Origin of the sequence: Rahnella sp. JUb53 (assembly GCF_004346065.1) — a bacterium.
GTDB classification, from domain to species: domain Bacteria; phylum Pseudomonadota; class Gammaproteobacteria; order Enterobacterales; family Enterobacteriaceae; genus Rahnella; species Rahnella variigena.
The window spans coordinates 40,727-58,050 of record NZ_SLYT01000009.1; the positions used below are offsets into that span (position 1 = coordinate 40,727).

At 51.9% G+C, this 17,324-nt stretch carries 14 protein-coding genes and 1 other annotated feature; of the genes, 8 read left to right on the forward strand and 6 right to left on the reverse strand.

The window, feature by feature from the left end:
- Positions 1–15 precede the first annotated feature (15 nt).
- Entirely contained in the window at positions 16–924 is a 909-nt protein-coding gene (locus EC840_RS19230; RefSeq protein WP_112288879.1) for a LysR family transcriptional regulator, read from the forward strand.
- A gap of 64 nt (positions 925–988) precedes the next feature.
- Here the strand turns inward: EC840_RS19230 and ettA are convergent, their stop codons facing one another.
- The 3 genes from ettA to EC840_RS19245 all read right to left on the reverse strand — a co-directional run bounded on the left by ettA (position 989) and on the right by EC840_RS19245 (position 6,593).
- Positions 989–2,656, reverse strand: coding sequence for an energy-dependent translational throttle protein EttA (ettA, locus tag EC840_RS19235; protein WP_112288878.1), 1,668 nt, complete (start codon positions 2,654–2,656; stop codon positions 989–991).
- A 199-nt stretch (positions 2,657–2,855) separates the two neighbouring features.
- Entirely contained in the window at positions 2,856–3,536 is a 681-nt protein-coding gene (rcsA, locus tag EC840_RS19240; RefSeq protein WP_112288877.1) for a transcriptional regulator RcsA, read from the reverse strand.
- Between the two features lie 318 nt (positions 3,537–3,854).
- A complete protein-coding gene (locus EC840_RS19245) occupies positions 3,855–6,593 on the reverse strand; it encodes a cation-transporting P-type ATPase (RefSeq protein WP_132966645.1) in 2,739 nt (912 codons plus the stop codon).
- Positions 6,594–7,187: 594 nt separating this feature from the next.
- On the opposite strand from EC840_RS19245, the gene sltY reads away from it, so the two are divergent.
- Positions 7,188–9,107, forward strand: coding sequence for a murein transglycosylase (gene sltY / locus EC840_RS19250; RefSeq protein WP_181955513.1), 1,920 nt, complete (start codon positions 7,188–7,190; stop codon positions 9,105–9,107).
- A gap of 54 nt (positions 9,108–9,161) precedes the next feature.
- Positions 9,162–9,497 carry a trp operon repressor gene (gene trpR / locus EC840_RS19255; RefSeq protein WP_112288875.1) on the forward strand — a complete coding sequence of 112 codons (336 nt, stop codon included), beginning with the start codon at positions 9,162–9,164 and terminating at the stop codon, positions 9,495–9,497.
- 23 nt (positions 9,498–9,520) lie between these two features.
- Here trpR and yjjX read toward each other — a convergent pair whose 3' ends face one another.
- Positions 9,521–10,054, reverse strand: coding sequence for an inosine/xanthosine triphosphatase (yjjX, locus tag EC840_RS19260; protein ID WP_112288874.1), 534 nt, complete (start codon positions 10,052–10,054; stop codon positions 9,521–9,523).
- 51 nt (positions 10,055–10,105) lie between these two features.
- Here yjjX and gpmB point away from each other — a divergent pair, with 51 nt between their 5' ends.
- Complete coding sequence (gene gpmB, locus EC840_RS19265; RefSeq protein ID WP_113876304.1) at positions 10,106–10,753, forward strand: 2,3-diphosphoglycerate-dependent phosphoglycerate mutase GpmB; 648 nt, start codon at positions 10,106–10,108, stop codon at positions 10,751–10,753.
- A 12-nt stretch (positions 10,754–10,765) separates the two neighbouring features.
- Here the strand turns inward: gpmB and robA are convergent, their stop codons facing one another.
- Positions 10,766–11,629 carry an MDR efflux pump AcrAB transcriptional activator RobA gene (gene robA, locus EC840_RS19270; protein ID WP_095924588.1) on the reverse strand — a complete coding sequence of 288 codons (864 nt, stop codon included), beginning with the start codon at positions 11,627–11,629 and terminating at the stop codon, positions 10,766–10,768.
- 208 nt (positions 11,630–11,837) lie between these two features.
- Here robA and creA point away from each other — a divergent pair, with 208 nt between their 5' ends.
- Positions 11,838–12,320 (forward strand): protein CreA, encoded by a 483-nt coding sequence (gene creA / locus EC840_RS19275; protein ID WP_113876305.1) that lies wholly within the window; start codon positions 11,838–11,840, stop codon positions 12,318–12,320.
- Between the two features lie 103 nt (positions 12,321–12,423).
- On the opposite strand, the gene arcA is transcribed toward creA, so the two are convergent.
- Positions 12,424–13,140, reverse strand: coding sequence for a two-component system response regulator ArcA (arcA, locus tag EC840_RS19280; RefSeq protein ID WP_112168192.1), 717 nt, complete (start codon positions 13,138–13,140; stop codon positions 12,424–12,426).
- Between the two features lie 663 nt (positions 13,141–13,803).
- On the opposite strand from arcA, the gene EC840_RS19285 reads away from it, so the two are divergent.
- The 3 genes from EC840_RS19285 (at position 13,804) to thrA (ending at position 17,324) form a co-directional block, all read left to right on the forward strand.
- Positions 13,804–14,490: a tRNA/rRNA methyltransferase gene (locus tag EC840_RS19285; RefSeq protein ID WP_132966647.1), complete on the forward strand. Its 687-nt coding sequence runs from the start codon at positions 13,804–13,806 to the stop codon at positions 14,488–14,490.
- A 216-nt stretch (positions 14,491–14,706) separates the two neighbouring features.
- Entirely contained in the window at positions 14,707–14,775 is a 69-nt protein-coding gene (thrL, locus tag EC840_RS19290; protein WP_071823645.1) for a thr operon leader peptide, read from the forward strand.
- Positions 14,714–14,830: a sequence feature (Thr leader region), on the forward strand. It overlaps the preceding gene by 62 nt.
- A 34-nt stretch (positions 14,831–14,864) precedes the next feature.
- Complete coding sequence (gene thrA, locus EC840_RS19295; protein ID WP_112288870.1) at positions 14,865–17,324, forward strand: bifunctional aspartate kinase/homoserine dehydrogenase I; 2,460 nt, start codon at positions 14,865–14,867, stop codon at positions 17,322–17,324.

Here is a 17,324-nt window from a genome sequence, read left to right on the forward strand (position 1 = left end):
CTGAGGTGAACAATCATGTTTAAACAGTTGCAGGATATGGCGCTCTTTGCGCTGGTGGCGGAATGCGGCAGCTTCACGCAGGCTGCCAGCCGGGCCGGATTACCCAAATCCAGCGTCAGTCAGCGTATCAGTCAGCTGGAGAAATCCATCGGCCTGCGGTTGCTGAACCGCACGACGCGGCAGCTGAACCTGACCTTTGCCGGAGAACGCTATCTGATCCACTGTCAGGAAATGATGCAGGCCAGCGAACGGGCTGAACTGGCCATCCGCCGTTTGCGCGATAACCCGAGCGGACGTTTGCGGATCACCAGTCCCGCCGGTCTGGGGGCAACGTTGCTGGCACGGGTGAATGTTGAATTTCAGAAACGCTATCCCGACGTGTCGCTGGAAGTGTCAGTTTCCGATGCGATGGTGGATCTGGTGCAGGAAGGTTTTGATATCGCGCTGCGTACCGGTAAACCGCAGGATTCCTCGCTGATTGGTCGTGAACTGGGGCACAGTCCGCGTTATCTGCTGGCGTCACCGGCGTATCTGGCGCAGCATCCGGCGATTGAAACGCCGCAACAGCTTGCATCACATCACTGCATTGCGCACCGGGCTTGGTCGGAATGGGTGTTGCATCATGGCGAAACCTATCACCGCTGGCTGTTGCCTTCCGCGCATACTACCGACAATCTGCTGTATGCGCGGGAATGCGCGCTGGCGGGCGCAGGCATCACGCTGTTACCGGCCTTTTTATGTCACGGCGAAGTGGCAAATGGCACGCTGGTGCGCGTGTTGCCAGAATGGGAAGCCGAGGGCAATGATCTGTATCTGGTCTATCCGGGGCGGAAACTGAATTCGCCGGCGCTGGCCTGTTTCATTGCGTTTATGCTGGAAGAGTATGGTTTTGCGAAGAGCTACAGCGAGGCGCTGGCGGGATAAATTTCAGGGAATGACAGCCATAAAAAAGGCCCGTTTCCGGGCCTTAGCGATTTTATAAAGACGATTACTTGATCATCTTTTTGTACTTGATGCGCTTCGGCTCTAACGCTTCGGCACCTAAAGTACGTTTTTTGTATTCTTCGTATTCGGTGAAGTTACCTTCGAAGAATTCGACTTTACCTTCATCCTGATAATCGAGGATGTGGGTCGCGATACGGTCGAGGAACCAGCGGTCATGGGAAATGACCATTGCGCAGCCCGGGAACTCCAGTAAGGCGTTTTCCAGTGCGCGCAGGGTTTCGATGTCGAGGTCGTTGGTCGGTTCATCGAGCAGCAACATGTTACCGCCGACCTGCAGCAGTTTTGCCAGATGCAGACGGCCACGCTCACCACCGGACAACTCGCCTACGCGTTTGCCCTGATCGACACCTTTGAAGTTGAAGCGGCCGACGTAAGCACGGCTTGGCATTTCAGTGGTGCCGATGCGCATGATGTCCTGACCACCGGATACTTCTTCCCACACGGTTTTGCTGTTGTCCATCGAATCACGGAACTGATCCACAGACGCCAGTTTCACGGTATCGCCCAGCTCGATAGTGCCGCCGTTGGCTTCTTCCTGACCCGACATCATGCGGAACAGGGTTGATTTACCGGCGCCGTTCGGGCCGATAATGCCAACGATAGCGCCTTTCGGCACGGAGAAGGACAGGTCGTCGATCAGAACGCGATCACCATAAGACTTGCTCAGGTTTTTCACTTCGACAACTTTGTCGCCCAGGCGTGGACCTGGTGGAATGAACAGTTCGTTGGTTTCGTTACGTTTCTGGTATTCGGTGTTGTTCAGCTCTTCAAAGCGTGCCAGACGTGCCTTGCCTTTAGACTGACGGCCTTTTGCACCCTGACGAACCCACTCAAGCTCTTTCTCAATAGACTTACGACGGGCCGCTTCAGAAGAAGCTTCCTGCGCCAGACGTTCATCTTTTTGTTCCAGCCAGGTGGAGTAGTTACCTTCCCACGGAATACCTTCACCGCGGTCAAGCTCAAGGATCCAACCGGCAACGTTATCGAGGAAGTAACGGTCATGGGTAATCGCCACAACGGTACCTTCGAAGTCGTGCAGGAAGCGTTCCAGCCATGCCACGGATTCTGCATCCAGGTGGTTGGTCGGTTCGTCGAGAAGCAGCATGTCTGGTTTTTCCAGCAGCAGGCGGCACAGTGCCACACGGCGGCGTTCACCACCGGACAGCGTGGCGACTTTTGCATCCCAGTCTGGCAGACGCAGTGCATCAGCAGCACGTTCAAGCTGGCTGTTCAGGTTATGGCCATCATGCGCCTGAATGATCTCTTCCAGTCTGCCCTGTTCAGCGGCCAGTTTGTCGAAATCAGCTTCCGGCTCTGCGTACAGCGCATAGACTTCATCAAGACGTTTTAACGCGCCGACGACTTCAGAAACGGCTTCTTCCACGGACTCACGCACGGTGTGTTCCATGTTCAGCTGAGGTTCCTGCGGCAGATAACCGATTTTCAGATCAGGCTGAGGACGTGCTTCACCTTCGATGTCGGTATCGATACCGGCCATGATGCGCAGCAGGGTGGATTTACCTGAACCGTTCAGACCCAGAACACCGATTTTGGCACCAGGGAAGAAACTCAGGGAGATGTTCTTAAGAATATGACGCTTCGGCGGAACAACTTTGCCGAGGCGATGCATGGAATATACGTATTGAGCCACGTTGTTTTGAGCCTCTTTCTGCGGGCCGCGCGCTTTCTGCGAAGGGCAGGCGCTGCGGCATAGTAAGCAGCCCCGCCTGACTGCGGCATGACTGATAAGGGTTCCGACTGCGAAGTTTAGCGTGTTTCAGTCGTGTACCCAACCATCAGGTTCACAGTAAGGCAAGAATGTTGCCGGCTGCGGACAGGAGAGGAGGCTTTCAGCCGAAAGGGATAGTGAACTCATCCGGTTCACTCGCCGGACGTAATGGCTGGACGCGCCCCACAAACATGCCGGAAGTCAGGATGTCGGTGAGCTTAACAACATGATATATCGCCTGTTTATTTTGTGTCTTCACCTTACGTTTGATATTACCTTTGTGTGAAGCCACGGTTTTCTGTTTGATATTGAGATGTTCGGAAATGATTTGCGTATTCAGTCCTGACATCCACATTTTCAGAATGCTCGATTCCGTCCGGCTCAGGCTGACCGGCGTAAGATCCAGTGATTGTTCCGTTTCACCCGCACGCGAGAGCTGCAGGTTGTGGGCGATCAGCTGATAAATCGTGGTCGTCCTGACAGATTTCGACAAAATGATGATGTTTTTGCGGATCGGCACATAGTTCTGATAATTGAGATTCTCTCTGGAGATAAAGACAAAGAAAAGCGTGCCGGGATGCGCGTCGATCACCGCCCTGAGGGCGTGACCGGAAGGCGCATCAGACGTAAAACAATCTTCATTCACAAAGATGATTTCAGGCGTCAGGGAATTGCATGTGGCTTGCAGTTCGTTGATGTCCTTGAGCGAAAGAATATCTTTCTGGTGTTGTCCGTTAAGTTGCAAGAGCGAATGCAATGCCAGCTGTGTGTAAAAACACTTATCTACAATGAGCGATGACATTGGGTTTACCTGTTTTTGGCCTCTGTATGACTGCAGTGCAGAGAAGCTCGTTTTTATAAAAGTGACCCTACAGCGATAGGGCATTCTCGTGAAAGTTGCCGGTCGCCGGCAAAACTAACATTGCTGTGTAAAGGGATACCCCTGGCGAGAGTAATAAAGCGGTAAGAGATTGATGTAAATCAGCAGAATGGGTTTTGGAACGTTTTGTGAGATCTTTGAGACGAATTGAGAGCGGAAAAGAGTAAAGTTTCAGAATTGTGACGTTTTTTATCGTAAAACGCCGGGCTACAGAAGGTAACCCGGCATAAGGATAAATCGTCAGACTTTCTTGCGGATGAAGCGGTTAACCAGCCATTTCTCGATTTCGACAATCACGAAGATCATCGCACCGACCACCAGCGTGATGCCCCAGAATTTCAGCGGCATCGGCACGGTGCCGAACAACTGGTTCATGACTGGCAGATAGATCAGCGCCAGTTGCAGCACCAGTAATACGCCGGAAACAATCCACAATCCTTTGTTAACGAACACTTCGCGGGTCAGCGGGAAGCGGTCCATCACGCGGCAGTTAAACATATACACCCACTGCGCGGTAACCAGCGTCTGTAACAGCACGGTGCGGATTAAATCGCTGCTGTAGCCGCGCGGCTGCATCCAGGCTTCAAGAACGAAGGCGCTGCAGGCAATCAAAATACCGACGAAAGCGATACGCCAGACGGCATGCAGGTCCAGTACGTGCTGGCCTGGTGCGCGAGGACGGCGACGCATCATGCCTTTCTCACCCGGCTCGAAGGCCAGACCGAACGACAGCGTGGTGGAGGTCGCCATGTTCATCCATAAGATCTGCACCGGCGTCAGCGGGATCACCGCACCGGCCAGAATCGCCAGGATAATCAGCAGCCCCTGCGCGAGGTTAGTCGGCAGAATAAACAGAATCGTTTTCTTCAGGTTGTCGTAAACGCGACGTCCTTCTTTTACCGCACTGGCGATGGTCGCGAAGTTGTCATCGGTCAGAACCATGTCTGCGGCTTCTTTGGTGACTTCGGTGCCTTTGATACCCATTGCGATACCGACGTCGGCCTGTTTCAGCGCTGGCGCGTCATTCACGCCATCGCCGGTCATCCCGACTACTTCGCCGTTTTCCTGCAAGGCTTTGACCAGACGCAATTTATGCTCAGGGCTGGTACGGGCAAAAATATCGTACTGGCTGGCAGCGACGGCCAGTTCAGCGTCATCCATATGCTCAAGCTGGTAACCGGTGATGGAGTCACCGCTGTTGCCGATGCCTAACATTTTGCCGATAGCCATCGCTGTTTCCTGATGGTCACCGGTGATCATCTTCACGCGGATCCCGGCCTGCTGACACTGTGCAATTGCATCAATGGCTTCAGGGCGTGGCGGATCCATCATGGCGGCAATCCCGGTGAACACCAGTCCTTCCTGCAGGTGGTCATGGTTCAGATCGCCTGCAATTTCCGGCTCATCTTTGATAGCCGCAGCCACCATGCGCAGACCCTGACGGGCATAGCGCGCCATCTCTTCTTCCCAGTACTCACGGCGGAAAGGCTGGACGCCGTTTTCGGTCAGCTCAAGCTTGGCTAAGGAGAACAAAACATCCGGTGCGCCGGTCACAAACAACTGGGTTTTGCCGCCGATGCGCTGCAAGGTCGCCATGTATTTATGTTTGGAATCAAACGGGATTTTATCCAGAGATTCAACCTGACCGGTATGCAGACTGGCTTTCGCTGCCAGCACTTTCAGTGCTCCGGACGTCGGCCCGCCGGTAATTCCCCAGTGACCTCTTTCGTCCTGCATCAGCTGACTGTCGTTACAGATATCCACGGCAGTGATGAAGGTGTTGAGCACCGGCATACTGATGACATCCACCTGGCGCTGCGTGTGGGCATCCACGATGCGGCCTTTCGGCTGGTAGCTTTCCCCTTCCACATCGTAAGCACGGTCTGCCAGAATCACCGCTTTCACAGTCATTTCATTCATGGTCAGCGTGCCGGTTTTATCCGAGCAAATGACGGTCATTGAGCCCAGCGTTTCGACGGTCGGCAGTTTGCGGATAATGGCATGATTACGCGCCATCGACTGCACGCCCAGCGACAGAATAATCGAGATAATTGCCGGTAAACCTTCCGGAACCGATGCGACAGCCAGACTGATCAGCGACAGCAGCAGTTCGCCCAGCGGCATATCACGCAGGATAAAAGCGAACACAAACAGGAAAGCCATCATCAGCAGGATCAGCGCGAAGATGCCTTTACCCAGTTTGTCGATTTGCTGCAACAGCGGAGTACGCTGCGCTTTAATCGCTGACATCATCTGGCTGATGTGGCCCAGCTCTGTGTCCTGACCGGTGGCATAAACCACACCGGTGGCGGTGCCGCCGCTGATCATGGTGCCGGAGAACAGCAAGTTGTGGCGATCGCCGATCATGACGTCATCATCGATGACCTGAGCGTTTTTGATGACGACGGTGGATTCGCCGGTGAGGATAGCTTCTTCGACCTGCAGGTTATGCGCGCTGACGATACGGATGTCTGCCGGGATTTTGTCACCGGGACGCAGTTGCACGATATCGCCGGGCACCAGCTGGTCGGCATTAATGGTTTGAACTTGTCCGTCACGCATCACTACGGCCTGACTGGACAGCATGTTTTGAATACTTTTCAGTGATTTTTCGGCGCTATTTTCCTGCAGAAAACCAATCAGCGCATTGATCACCGCTACGCCCAGGATGACAAAGGTATCGACCCAGTGTCCCATAGCACCGGTCACGACGGCGGCGGCGAGCAGGATGTAAATCAGGACATCATTGAAGTGCGCCAGAAAACGCATCAGGGCACTTTTGGATTGTTTTTCCGGTAATGCGTTCGGGCCATATTTATTCAGGCGCTCGCTGGCTTCCTGCCGCGTCAGGCCATTTTCGCCGGTTTCAAGGCGCTGCATAGCGTCGTTACTACTAATCTGATACCAGTTTTTGTTTTCTGCTGCGGCAGAGGAAGAAGGGCTGGCATTCGTTTTTACCGATGAAGTTGAATGAGTCATATACTTTTCCATAAGCGAAGAACTGGGCTGTTATTAATATTTCAATCCTGACGGCGAAATAGCGAATATCAATTAATCAATTTTACAATAGGGAGTAATCATAATTAATTGAGCGTAAATAAATTTGATCTGAGCCAATAAATACTTTTTGTAGCTAATTAAATAATGAAAATCATTAAAAAACATTGGCTTATATGAGTTAGGAATTTGCGTATTATTCCCATTTTATTTAACGTTTGTTTAGGAAGTGGTTGTCTGGGTAAATTGATGTAAATAAAGCTGAGTTTTGTCAGTGTGGCTATTTAATTTCGAATTGTAAGGCTGCTATCTATTTGTAATTAACAGGTGAATACCCGTTAATTATCTGCGGGTATAATGTCCGCTCAAATTATTCCTGCCGCGATGTTCTGTGACAGAAAATAGATCTGCCGCCGTCTGGTAAGTGCCGGACGCTTGCACCACACTGTGTAAAGTTTGTGATGCTGTCTCCGCATCGCTTCAATTTTAAAAATGAATCGATTAGCGTAGTAGCTGTCTACACAATGCAGAACAGTTTCGGCACAACCCGCGAGGATAAAGGTAAGTATGGTCAAGGTGGACAAATGGCATTCTCTGGCACTGAGCGTGCTGCTGGTAACAGCATCGGGCGTGGCGAAAGCGGACTCGCTGGACGCACAGCGCCAGCACTATATGCAGATTAAACAGGCATGGGATAACAATCAGATGGACGTTGTCAGCCAGCTGATGCCGACGCTGGAAGACTATCCTCTTTATCCTTATCTCGAATACCGGCAGCTGACGCAGGAACTGGGGGACGCGACACCGGCGCAGGTGAACGCATTTGTGAAAGCGAACCCGACATTGCCGCCTGCGCGTTCTTTGCCAGCCCGCTTTGTCAATGAACTGGCGCGCCGTCAGGACTGGAACAGTTTGCTTTCATTCAGCCCGCAACCGCCGAAACCGGTGGCGGCGCGCTGTAACTACTATTACGCCAAATGGGCGACCGGCGATCAGAAAACCGCGTTTGATGGTGCGAAAGACATCTGGCTGACCGGCACATCACTGCCCAATACCTGCGATAAATTGTTCTCGGTCTGGCAGGGCGCAGGCAATCAGACCGCGCTGACGACGCTGCAACGAATTGGCCTGGCGATGAAAGCGGGGAACACCAGTCTGGTCAGTTATCTGGCAAAGCAGTTGCCGCCGGATTATCAGACCATGCGCGATGCGCTTGTCGATCTGCAAAATAATCCGAATACCCTCGAAAGCTTTGCGCGCAATGTCGGTCCGACTGATTTTACCCGTAACGCGACCAGCATTACCTTCGCGCGCATTGCCCGTGATGATTCCGAGAATGCCCGTTCGATGATCCCGGTGCTTGTGCGCTTGCAGAAGATGAGTGACAGCGACCGGCTCGAACTGGAAGAAGCCGTTGCCTGGCGTTATATGGGCAGCGACGCCACACCGGAACAGGCCGCCTGGCGCGATAACGTCATTTTGCGCAGCCATTCCACCACGCTTGTCGAACGCCGCATCCGTATGGCGCTGGCCGCCGGAGATCGCCAGGGGCTGAACCAGTGGCTGCAACGCTTGCCGTCGGATGCCCTGCAGGAAGATGAATGGCAGTACTGGCGTGCGTCAGTGATGATTGACAACGGTCAGCGCTCGCAGGGCGAAGCGATGCTGCGTACGTTAATGAAAGGCCGCGGATTCTATCCGATGGCAGCGGCGCAAAAGCTGAACGTGACTTATCCGATGCAGATTTCTGTCGCGGCTAAGCCAGATTCAAGTATTGCGAAATTGCCGGAAGTGGCGCGTGTGCGTGAGCTGATGTACTGGCAGATGGACAATCTGGCGCGTACCGAATGGAGTTATCTGGTCAGCAGCCGCACGGAATCGCAGCAGTCGGCGCTGGCGCGTTATGCGTTCGAGCAAAAATGGCCGGATCTCAGCGTGCAAGCCACCATTACCGGCAAGCTGTGGGATTATCTCGAAGAGCGTTTCCCGCTGGCGTGGCCGGATGAATTCCGTCGTGCGACCAACGATAAGGGCATCACGCAAAGCTACGCGATGGCGATTGCCCGTCAGGAAAGTGCGTGGAATCCGAAAGCCCGTTCGCCGGTGGGCGCAGCCGGTCTGATGCAGGTGATGCCTGCGACTGCGCAACATACCGTCGATATGTTTGGGTTGCAGGGCTACAGCAATCCGGGGCAATTACTGGATCCGCAGATGAACATAACGATCGGCACCAGTTATCTGGAATATGTCTATCAGATGTTTGGGCGCAACCGTATTTTGTCCAGCGCGGCATATAACGCCGGGCCTTCACGCGTAAATACCTGGTTAGGTAACAGCGCGGGCCGGGTGGATTCGGTGGCGTTTATCGAGAGTATCCCTTTCTCTGAAACTCGTCGATATGTTAAAAATGTGTTGGCATATGATGCGTTTTATCGCTATTTTTTACATCAACCCGCCAAGATTTTGACGGATGCCGAATGGCAGAGGCGTTACTGATCCTTCGTCGTTTATGGTAAGCTGCTGTACTAGTTTAATAGTATGGCAGCCATCATGACCCAACGACCAATCAATGACCCTGCTCTTTCCCAACAAGGCAATGAGGACTGGCAATGCTTTCTGGCATTGCTGCAGCATTCTTTTGCTGAAAATCTGCATCAGGATTTGTTGCAACTGCTGCTTACGCCCGACGAACGTGCGGCGCTGGGTACACGGGTGCGGATTATTCAGGAACTGATGCGCGGAGAGTTGAGTCAGCGTGAGCTGAAAAGCCAGCTGGGAGCGGGTATCGCCACGATAACACGTGGATCGAATGGCCTGAAAACAGCACCGGCGGAGCTTAAGGAATGGCTGAGTGAGCACCTGCTGACAGACAAAACGGACGACTGAAGCGTCCGTTATCGTCTGATATTTTAGTGTGTTTGGGTTCTGACCTGATACACCGAATTATGAAAAGGCGCTAAAGCCAGTACCAGCGCCTGATGATAAACGCTGGTGCGGGTCAATTTTCCTGCTGTAAAGACTCCGATCGCGCCGCCTTTACGTTTTACTTCTGTGATACCCGTCAGTTTTTCCATCTCATCTCCCAGTTCGCTGCCCTGGTTAATTCCTTGTAAAATAATTTCAGGTAACATCAGGCTCGCTGAACGGGATTCACCACGCTGGTGCATATTCTCAATCACCATCCAGGCGAAGGTCATATTGTCTTCGATACCCGCTTCCACGCCGACCCAGAAGTCTGCCTCGGGGCGAACCTGGCGGGCGCCGATAACGCGATGGCGCGCACCGGTACGGGTTTCATTACTGCCGATAGGTTGACTGGGAACACCACTGTCGACGTCAACGCCTTCAATGCGGAATGCCTCAGCGCCGAAAATGTCTTCAAAAGCCATGGCGATAGCTTTGATCTTTGCCGGGTTAGTGGTTGCAGCGACAACATGGTACATAGAGTTTTAGCATCCTTTAGCAAATTTCACGCAGTATAACGGAAAACACTCATGTTACAGGTATATCTCGTCCGTCACGGCGAAACAGAATGGAACGCCGCACGCCGTATTCAGGGGCAATCAGACAGCCCGCTGACGGCCAAAGGTCTTTATCAGGCGCGTCAGGTTGCTGAGCGTGTGCGTAATGAAGGGATCACCCACGTCATCACCAGTGACTTAGGACGTACCCGCCATACGGCGCAGATTATCGCTGATGCCTGCGGGTGTGAAGTGATCAATGAGCCGCGTTTGCGCGAATTACATATGGGCGTGCTGGAAGAACGTATTCTGGACGGCCTGACAGAGCAGGAAGAAGTATGGCGTAAGCAGATGGTCGATGGTTCACCGAAAGGGCGTATTCCTGAAGGTGAAACGATGACGGAACTGGCTGAGCGTATGCGTGCAGCACTCGACAGCTGTCTGGATTTGCCGGAAGGCAGTAAGCCTTTGCTGGTCAGTCACGGTATTGCACTGGGTTGCCTGATCAGTACCATCCTCGGGCTGCCTGCTTATGCGGAACGTCGTCTGCGTCTGCGTAACTGTTCTTTATCGCGTGTCGATCACCAGCAAAGTGCATGGCTGGCTAATGGCTGGATTGTGGAAACAGCGGGCGATGTATCACATCTGGAACTGCCCGCGTTAGACGAGTTGCAACGCTAACGCCAGAAGGCGTTAGCGGCGGATTGGGATCAGGTAATCACACTGTAGTTCGGTTGGCGTAGTGCCCGGGGCACGGCCATTCGTGTAAAAGCGTTCGATATCCTGTCCCTTTCTGCGGGTCAGTTTCAATGTCGGCAGACAGGTGCTGTACAGCGTCAGAATAAACTCCTGCAAATGCTCCGGCGTGCCATTGTAGTGGAACATGGCATATTCGCCGTGCTGCAACACAATCGGCTGACCTTCAACGTTTTCCGGCAGGTGCTGAGCTTCCAGCGCGGTCGTGTACAATACTTCCTGCTCGTCATCTTTTTCCTGGCTTGGACGCGAATGGTGCAGGCCATAAAGTATTGGTGGCAGCGTTTTTGCTTCACCAATATATTGACGCCAGAAATGACGACGCATCTCGTTTCGATACGTGGTGATTTGCTCCAGCGTACAGGCGTAACTCTGTGTCATCCCGACCAGATGTTGTTCCGGCAGTGAGATATATTCCGGCTGCGGCAGAATAAAAGCGCCCAGACGGATTGGCGGACAAATTCCAAACGAATGCCAGTCTTCAGCACGACGATACAGTGCCGGTGTTTGTGCAAATTGTTTTTTGAATGCCCGGGTAAATGTTTGTTGAGAATCAAAACGATACTGAAGGGCGATATCTAAAATCGGGCGACTGGTGAGACGCAAGGCAACGGCCGCTTTCGACAAACGGCGGGCACGAATATAAGCGCCAATGGCATTATTAGTGACATCTTTAAACATGCGCTGCAGGTGCCACTTGGAATAGCCGGCCTTGGCTGCGACATTGTCGAGTGACAAGGGCTGGTCTAAATGGGTTTCTAACCAGCTAAGAAGGTCACGAATGATTCCTGCTTGATCCATAGATCGTCCTCGTTGAACTAAGATAAATGCACAGAATGATGGGCGGCATAATAGCAACTTTTTACCGATAAGACTTCCTAAGATTTTTTTGGCTATCTGTGCTATTTGCCTGTGTTACAGAGTATTTCATTCCGAAAGTGTGAATACACGCTTTCCCCGCAGGGTTTCTTTGCAAAACAACGTCATGCTGATGACGTGGAGTAACTTAATGAATAGATGTTGGATTTTTGTTTTTTCGATGTTTGCTTTTTGTTCTTCAGCGGTACATGCAGAGCAGGTGGGTTCGGTCGATACCGTCTTCAAACTCTTCGGTCCCGACCATAAAATTGTCGTCGAGGCCTTTGATGATCCTGATATTAAAAATGTAACTTGTTATATCAGTCGTGCGAAAACCGGTGGCATCAAGGGCGGTTTAGGGCTGGCAGAAGATACTGCTGATGCCGCGATTTCCTGTCAGCAGGTGGGCCCGATTGAGTTGAGCGACAAGATTAAGCAAGGCAAAGACAAAGGAACGGTTGTTTTTCAGAAACGCACATCGCTGGTGTTTAAAAAGCTGCAGGTGGTCCGTTTTTATGACGCGAATCGCAACGCACTTATTTATCTGAGCTACTCCGATAAAGTGGTGGATGGTTCACCGAAAAACGCATTGAGCGCGGTACCGATTATTCCGTGGGCGCACACCGCTCCGTGAGTTCTCAGCACTGCGCAAAAAACAAAAGGCCAGCTTTCGCTGGCCTTTAACGTTTGTTTGGGTACCGTCTCACCGGATGCAGTGCGGTTGGCAACCTTCTGTATCAGTCTTCCAGATCACCGCAGAAACGATAGCCTTCACCATGAATGGTGGCGATGATTTCCGGGGTATCAGGCGTCGCTTCGAAATGTTTACGGATGCGACGGATAGTGACGTCAACGGTACGGTCATGAGGCTTCAGCTCACGGCCGGTCATTTTCTTCAGCAAATCGCCACGGGTTTGGATCTTGCCCGGGTTTTCGCAGAAGTGCAGCATGGCGCGGAATTCGCTGCGCGGTAACTTGTACTGCTCACCTTGCGGGCTCACCAGCGAACGGCTGTTGATATCGAGTTCCCAGCCATTGAATTTGTAGCTTTCAACCAGACGGCGTTCTTCGCCGGTGGTGCCCAGATTCATGGTGCGGGACAGCAGGTTGCGTGCGCGGATAGTCAGTTCGCGTGGGTTGAAAGGCTTAGTGATGTAATCATCAGCGCCGATTTCCAGACCCAGAATTTTATCAACTTCGTTATCGCGGCCAGTCAGGAACATCAAAGCAACGCTGGCTTGTTCGCGTAATTCGCGTGCCAGCAGCAGGCCGTTTTTGCCTGGCAGGTTGATGTCCATGATAACCAGATTGATGTCATTTTCGGACAGAATATGGTGCATTTCTGCGCCATCATTAGCTTCATGTACCATGTAGCCTTCTGCTTCAAAAATGCTCTTTAACGTATTACGTGTCACTAACTCGTCTTCGACGATCAGAATGTGAGGGGTCTGCATGATTGCTACCTAAGATTGCCAACAAATAGAAAATAGGAGTACAGAAGTCCTTGTTATCCCAGAGAATTTTGATGCTTTATTGGGCATCTCACTCGTTACATGACTAAAGTACGTAAACGCGTTCTCGATGCAATTTCCATCAACGACAACAACATCGCAAGCTCGGTCAGGGATTCCACTTTCTGCAGTTCCACGGGGTCCTAAAGCGGCGCATATCCTAACCCTATTAACAGCAATATAACAGCGAGTGCCGAAATTACCACTCAACAAAATTACGGTTTGTTGACATATATCAAGTTCAATTGTAGCACGGTAACAGAACAGTGAAAAACACTTACAAGAATGCACGCTTGAGTCACATTTCAGCATTTATTGTACACGATTCAGCAAATGATTAAGAATCGGGAGATAAATGCAAAATGGTGATGATTCCTTATTATATATCCATATGAAAAATAATGATAAATTTTTCTTTCCTGTTTGCTTAATCGGGCCAGCACCTTTTTTACCTGCAAGGTAAGGTTTTCCGATAAAATAAAGGAATATATTCAGCCGACTGTTAAGTTCTTGTGAAGAATATAAGCCATGAATAGATTTGGAGCAGGGTAAAATTTCATCGCTTAAATACTGACGTCAATTCTTTCCCTTTTGCAAAGGCCCGATATGCAACTTCATATTATTTTAGTTTCGCCGGCTCGCCCGGAAAATGTCGGTGCGGCAGCTCGTGCAATGAAAACCATGGGTTTCGCATCGTTACGTATTGTCGACAGTGAGGCGCATCTCAGGCCGGAAGCTGGCTGGGTTGCGCATGGTTCGCAGGAGATCCTGCAAAATGCTCTCCATTTTAATACGCTTGAGCATGCGCTGGCTGATATCGATTTTACGGTAGCCACAACTGCCCGCAGCCGGGCTAAATTTCACTATTACTGCACGCCGCAGGAATTGCAGGTGCAGCTCGAAGAAAAGAGCCAGTGGGTCAATCATGCCGCGCTGGTCTTTGGTCGTGAAGATTCCGGTCTGACGAATGAAGAGCTGGAACTGGCGGATGTGCTGACCGGCGTACCGATGGTGGCCGATTATCCGTCACTCAATCTGGGGCAGGCGGTGATGGTGTTCTGTTATCAGCTATCTTCGCTGAATCATGTGACCTCGGCAAAACCTGAAATTGCCGAAGCAGGACAGCTTTCCGCGTTGCGTGCCAGAGTCGGGCGTTTGCTTGAAAATGTCGGGGCAGAAGATGACCAGAAATTGTCCGACTGGTTGCATCAGCGCCTGGGTCTTTTGCAGCAGCGTGACGCCGCAATGCTGCATACTTTGCTGCATGACATCGAAAAAAAGCTGACCTCATGATGTGAGGGGATTTTCGGCCTGAACAGTTCGATATCCGGCGTGATGGGAACACAGGTGGCGATCACACTGGAAAGGGTTTTAAAGGCAGACGATTATACAGTTGATTTTGTCCGTGACTAAGCGGTGAAAGATAGAAAAAAATTGACTTGTCGTGCCTTATGCTTTAGCTAATAGAGGCAGACAGAGTACAAACCCTAAGACAGACAGAAAATAAAAATGCGAATCATCAGCCTGAATACAACAATTATTACCACCACCGATACCACAGGTAACGGGGCGGGCTGACGCGTACAGGAAAAAGAAAAAAAGCCCGCACCTAACCAGTGCGGGCTTTTTTTTTACATTTAAACGAGAGCTTCAGGAGAGTACCAGAAATGCGAGTGTTGAAATTTGGCGGGACCTCGGTAGCAAACGCAGAACGCTTCTTGCGGGTTGCGGACATTATGGAAAGCAATGCGCGTCAGGGACAGGTCGCAACGGTTTTATCCGCGCCTGCCAAAATTACCAACTATCTGGTGGCCATGATTGAGCGAACTGTCGCAGGACAGGACATTCAAACCATCATGAGCGATGCAGAAAACATTTTTGGTCAGCTGATTACCGGTCTGGCAGCGGCGCAGCCGGGTTTTGATTTGCCAAAGGTGAAAGCATTTGTCGATCACGAATTCGCTCAGCTCAAACAACTGATGCATGGCATTACCCTGCTGGGCCAATGTCCGGACAGTGTGAATGCGTCCATTATCTGTCGTGGTGAAAAACTTTCCATTGCCATCATGGAAGCGGTATTTCTGGCGAAAGGCTTCGGCGTCACCGTCATCAATCCGGTTGAAAAGTTGCTCGCACAGGGGCATTACCTTGAATCCACCGTGGATATCAACGAATCCACCCGCCGTATCGCCGCCAGCGCCATCCCTGCCGATCACATTGTGCTGATGGCCGGTTTCACTGCCGGTAATGAAAAGGGCGAACTGGTGGTGCTGGGCCGTAACGGCTCCGACTATTCAGCCGCCGTACTGGCTGCCTGTTTACGCGCTGACTGTTGCGAGATCTGGACTGATGTCGATGGCGTTTATACCTGTGACCCGCGCACTGTACCCGATGCCCGCTTGCTGAAATCGATGTCGTATCAGGAAGCGATGGAGCTTTCGTATTTTGGCGCGAAAGTCCTTCACCCGCGTACCATCCTGCCGATTGCCCAGTTCCAGATCCCTTGCCTGATTAAAAACACCACAAACCCGCAGGCGCCGGGTACCCTGATTGGCAGCGAAAGCCTTGATGACAGCACGCCGGTAAAAGGCATCACTAATCTGAATAACATGGCGATGATCAACGTTTCCGGTCCGGGAATGAAAGGGATGATCGGCATGGCAGCGCGTGTGTTTGCCGTGATGTCCCGTTCCGGCATTTCCGTGGTGCTGATCACGCAGTCTTCTTCCGAATACAGCATCAGTTTCTGTGTGCCGCAAAGCGAGCTGCAACGCGCCCGTAAAGCGCTGGAAGACGAGTTCTATCTTGAGCTGAAAGACGGCCTGCTCGAGCCGCTGGACGTCATGGAAAAGCTGGCGGTGATTTCCGTGGTCGGCGACGGTATGCGCACGCTGCGCGGCATTTCAGCGAAATTTTTCTCGGCTCTGGCCCGCGCCAATATCAACATTGTGGCGATCGCTCAGGGCTCTTCCGAACGTTCTATCTCCGTGGTCGTCAATAATGACGATGCGACCACCGGCGTGCGCGTCAGCCATCAGATGCTGTTCAATACCGATCAGGTGATCGAAGTATTCCTGATCGGCGTCGGCGGTGTGGGCGGGGCATTGATCGAACAGATCCGCCGTCAGCAGGCGTGGCTGAAAACCAAACACATCGATCTGCGCGTGTGTGGCATCGCTAACTCCCGCGCGTTACTGACCAACGTTCACGGTATTGCACTGGAAACCTGGCGTGATGAACTCGCTGCTGCGAAAGAACCGCTAAATCTGGGGCGTCTGATCCGTCTGGTGAAAGAATATCACCTGCTGAATCCGGTGATCGTCGACTGTACGTCCAGTCAGGAAGTGGCCGATCAGTATGCCGATTTCCTCGCCGACGGTTTCCACGTGGTCACGCCAAACAAAAAGGCCAACACGTCTTCAATGAACTACTACCATCAGCTGCGCAAAGCGGCTGATGGTTCACGCCGTAAGTTCCTTTACGACACCAATGTCGGCGCGGGTTTACCGGTTATTGAAAACCTGCAAAACCTGCTGAATGCCGGTGATGAACTGCTCCGTTTCTCCGGTATTCTGTCCGGTTCTCTGTCCTTCATCTTTGGTAAGCTGGACGAAGGCATGTCGCTGTCCGCCGCGACCTTGCAGGCGAAGGAAATGGGCTATACCGAACCGGATCCCCGTGATGATTTGTCCGGTATGGACGTGGCGCGTAAGTTGCTGATCCTGGCGCGTGAAGCCGGTTACAAACTCGAACTGTCGGATATCGATGTGGAATCTGTTTTACCGGCGTCCTTTAACAGCGAAGGAAGCGTGAGTGATTTTGTTGCACGCTTGCCGGAACTGGATGCAGAGTTCGCCCAACGCGTGGCCGATGCTACCGCTGCAGGCAAAGTATTGCGTTATGTCGGGGCTATCGAAGACGGTCAGTGCAAGGTAAAAATCGATGCCGTCGATGGTAATGACCCGCTTTATAAAGTAAAAAATGGTGAGAATGCGCTGGCGTTTTACAGCCGCTATTATCAACCGTTGCCGTTGGTTCTGCGTGGCTACGGCGCCGGGAATGATGTGACGGCGGCAGGTGTGTTTGCCGATCTTTTGAGAACGCTGTCATGGAAGTTAGGAGTTTAA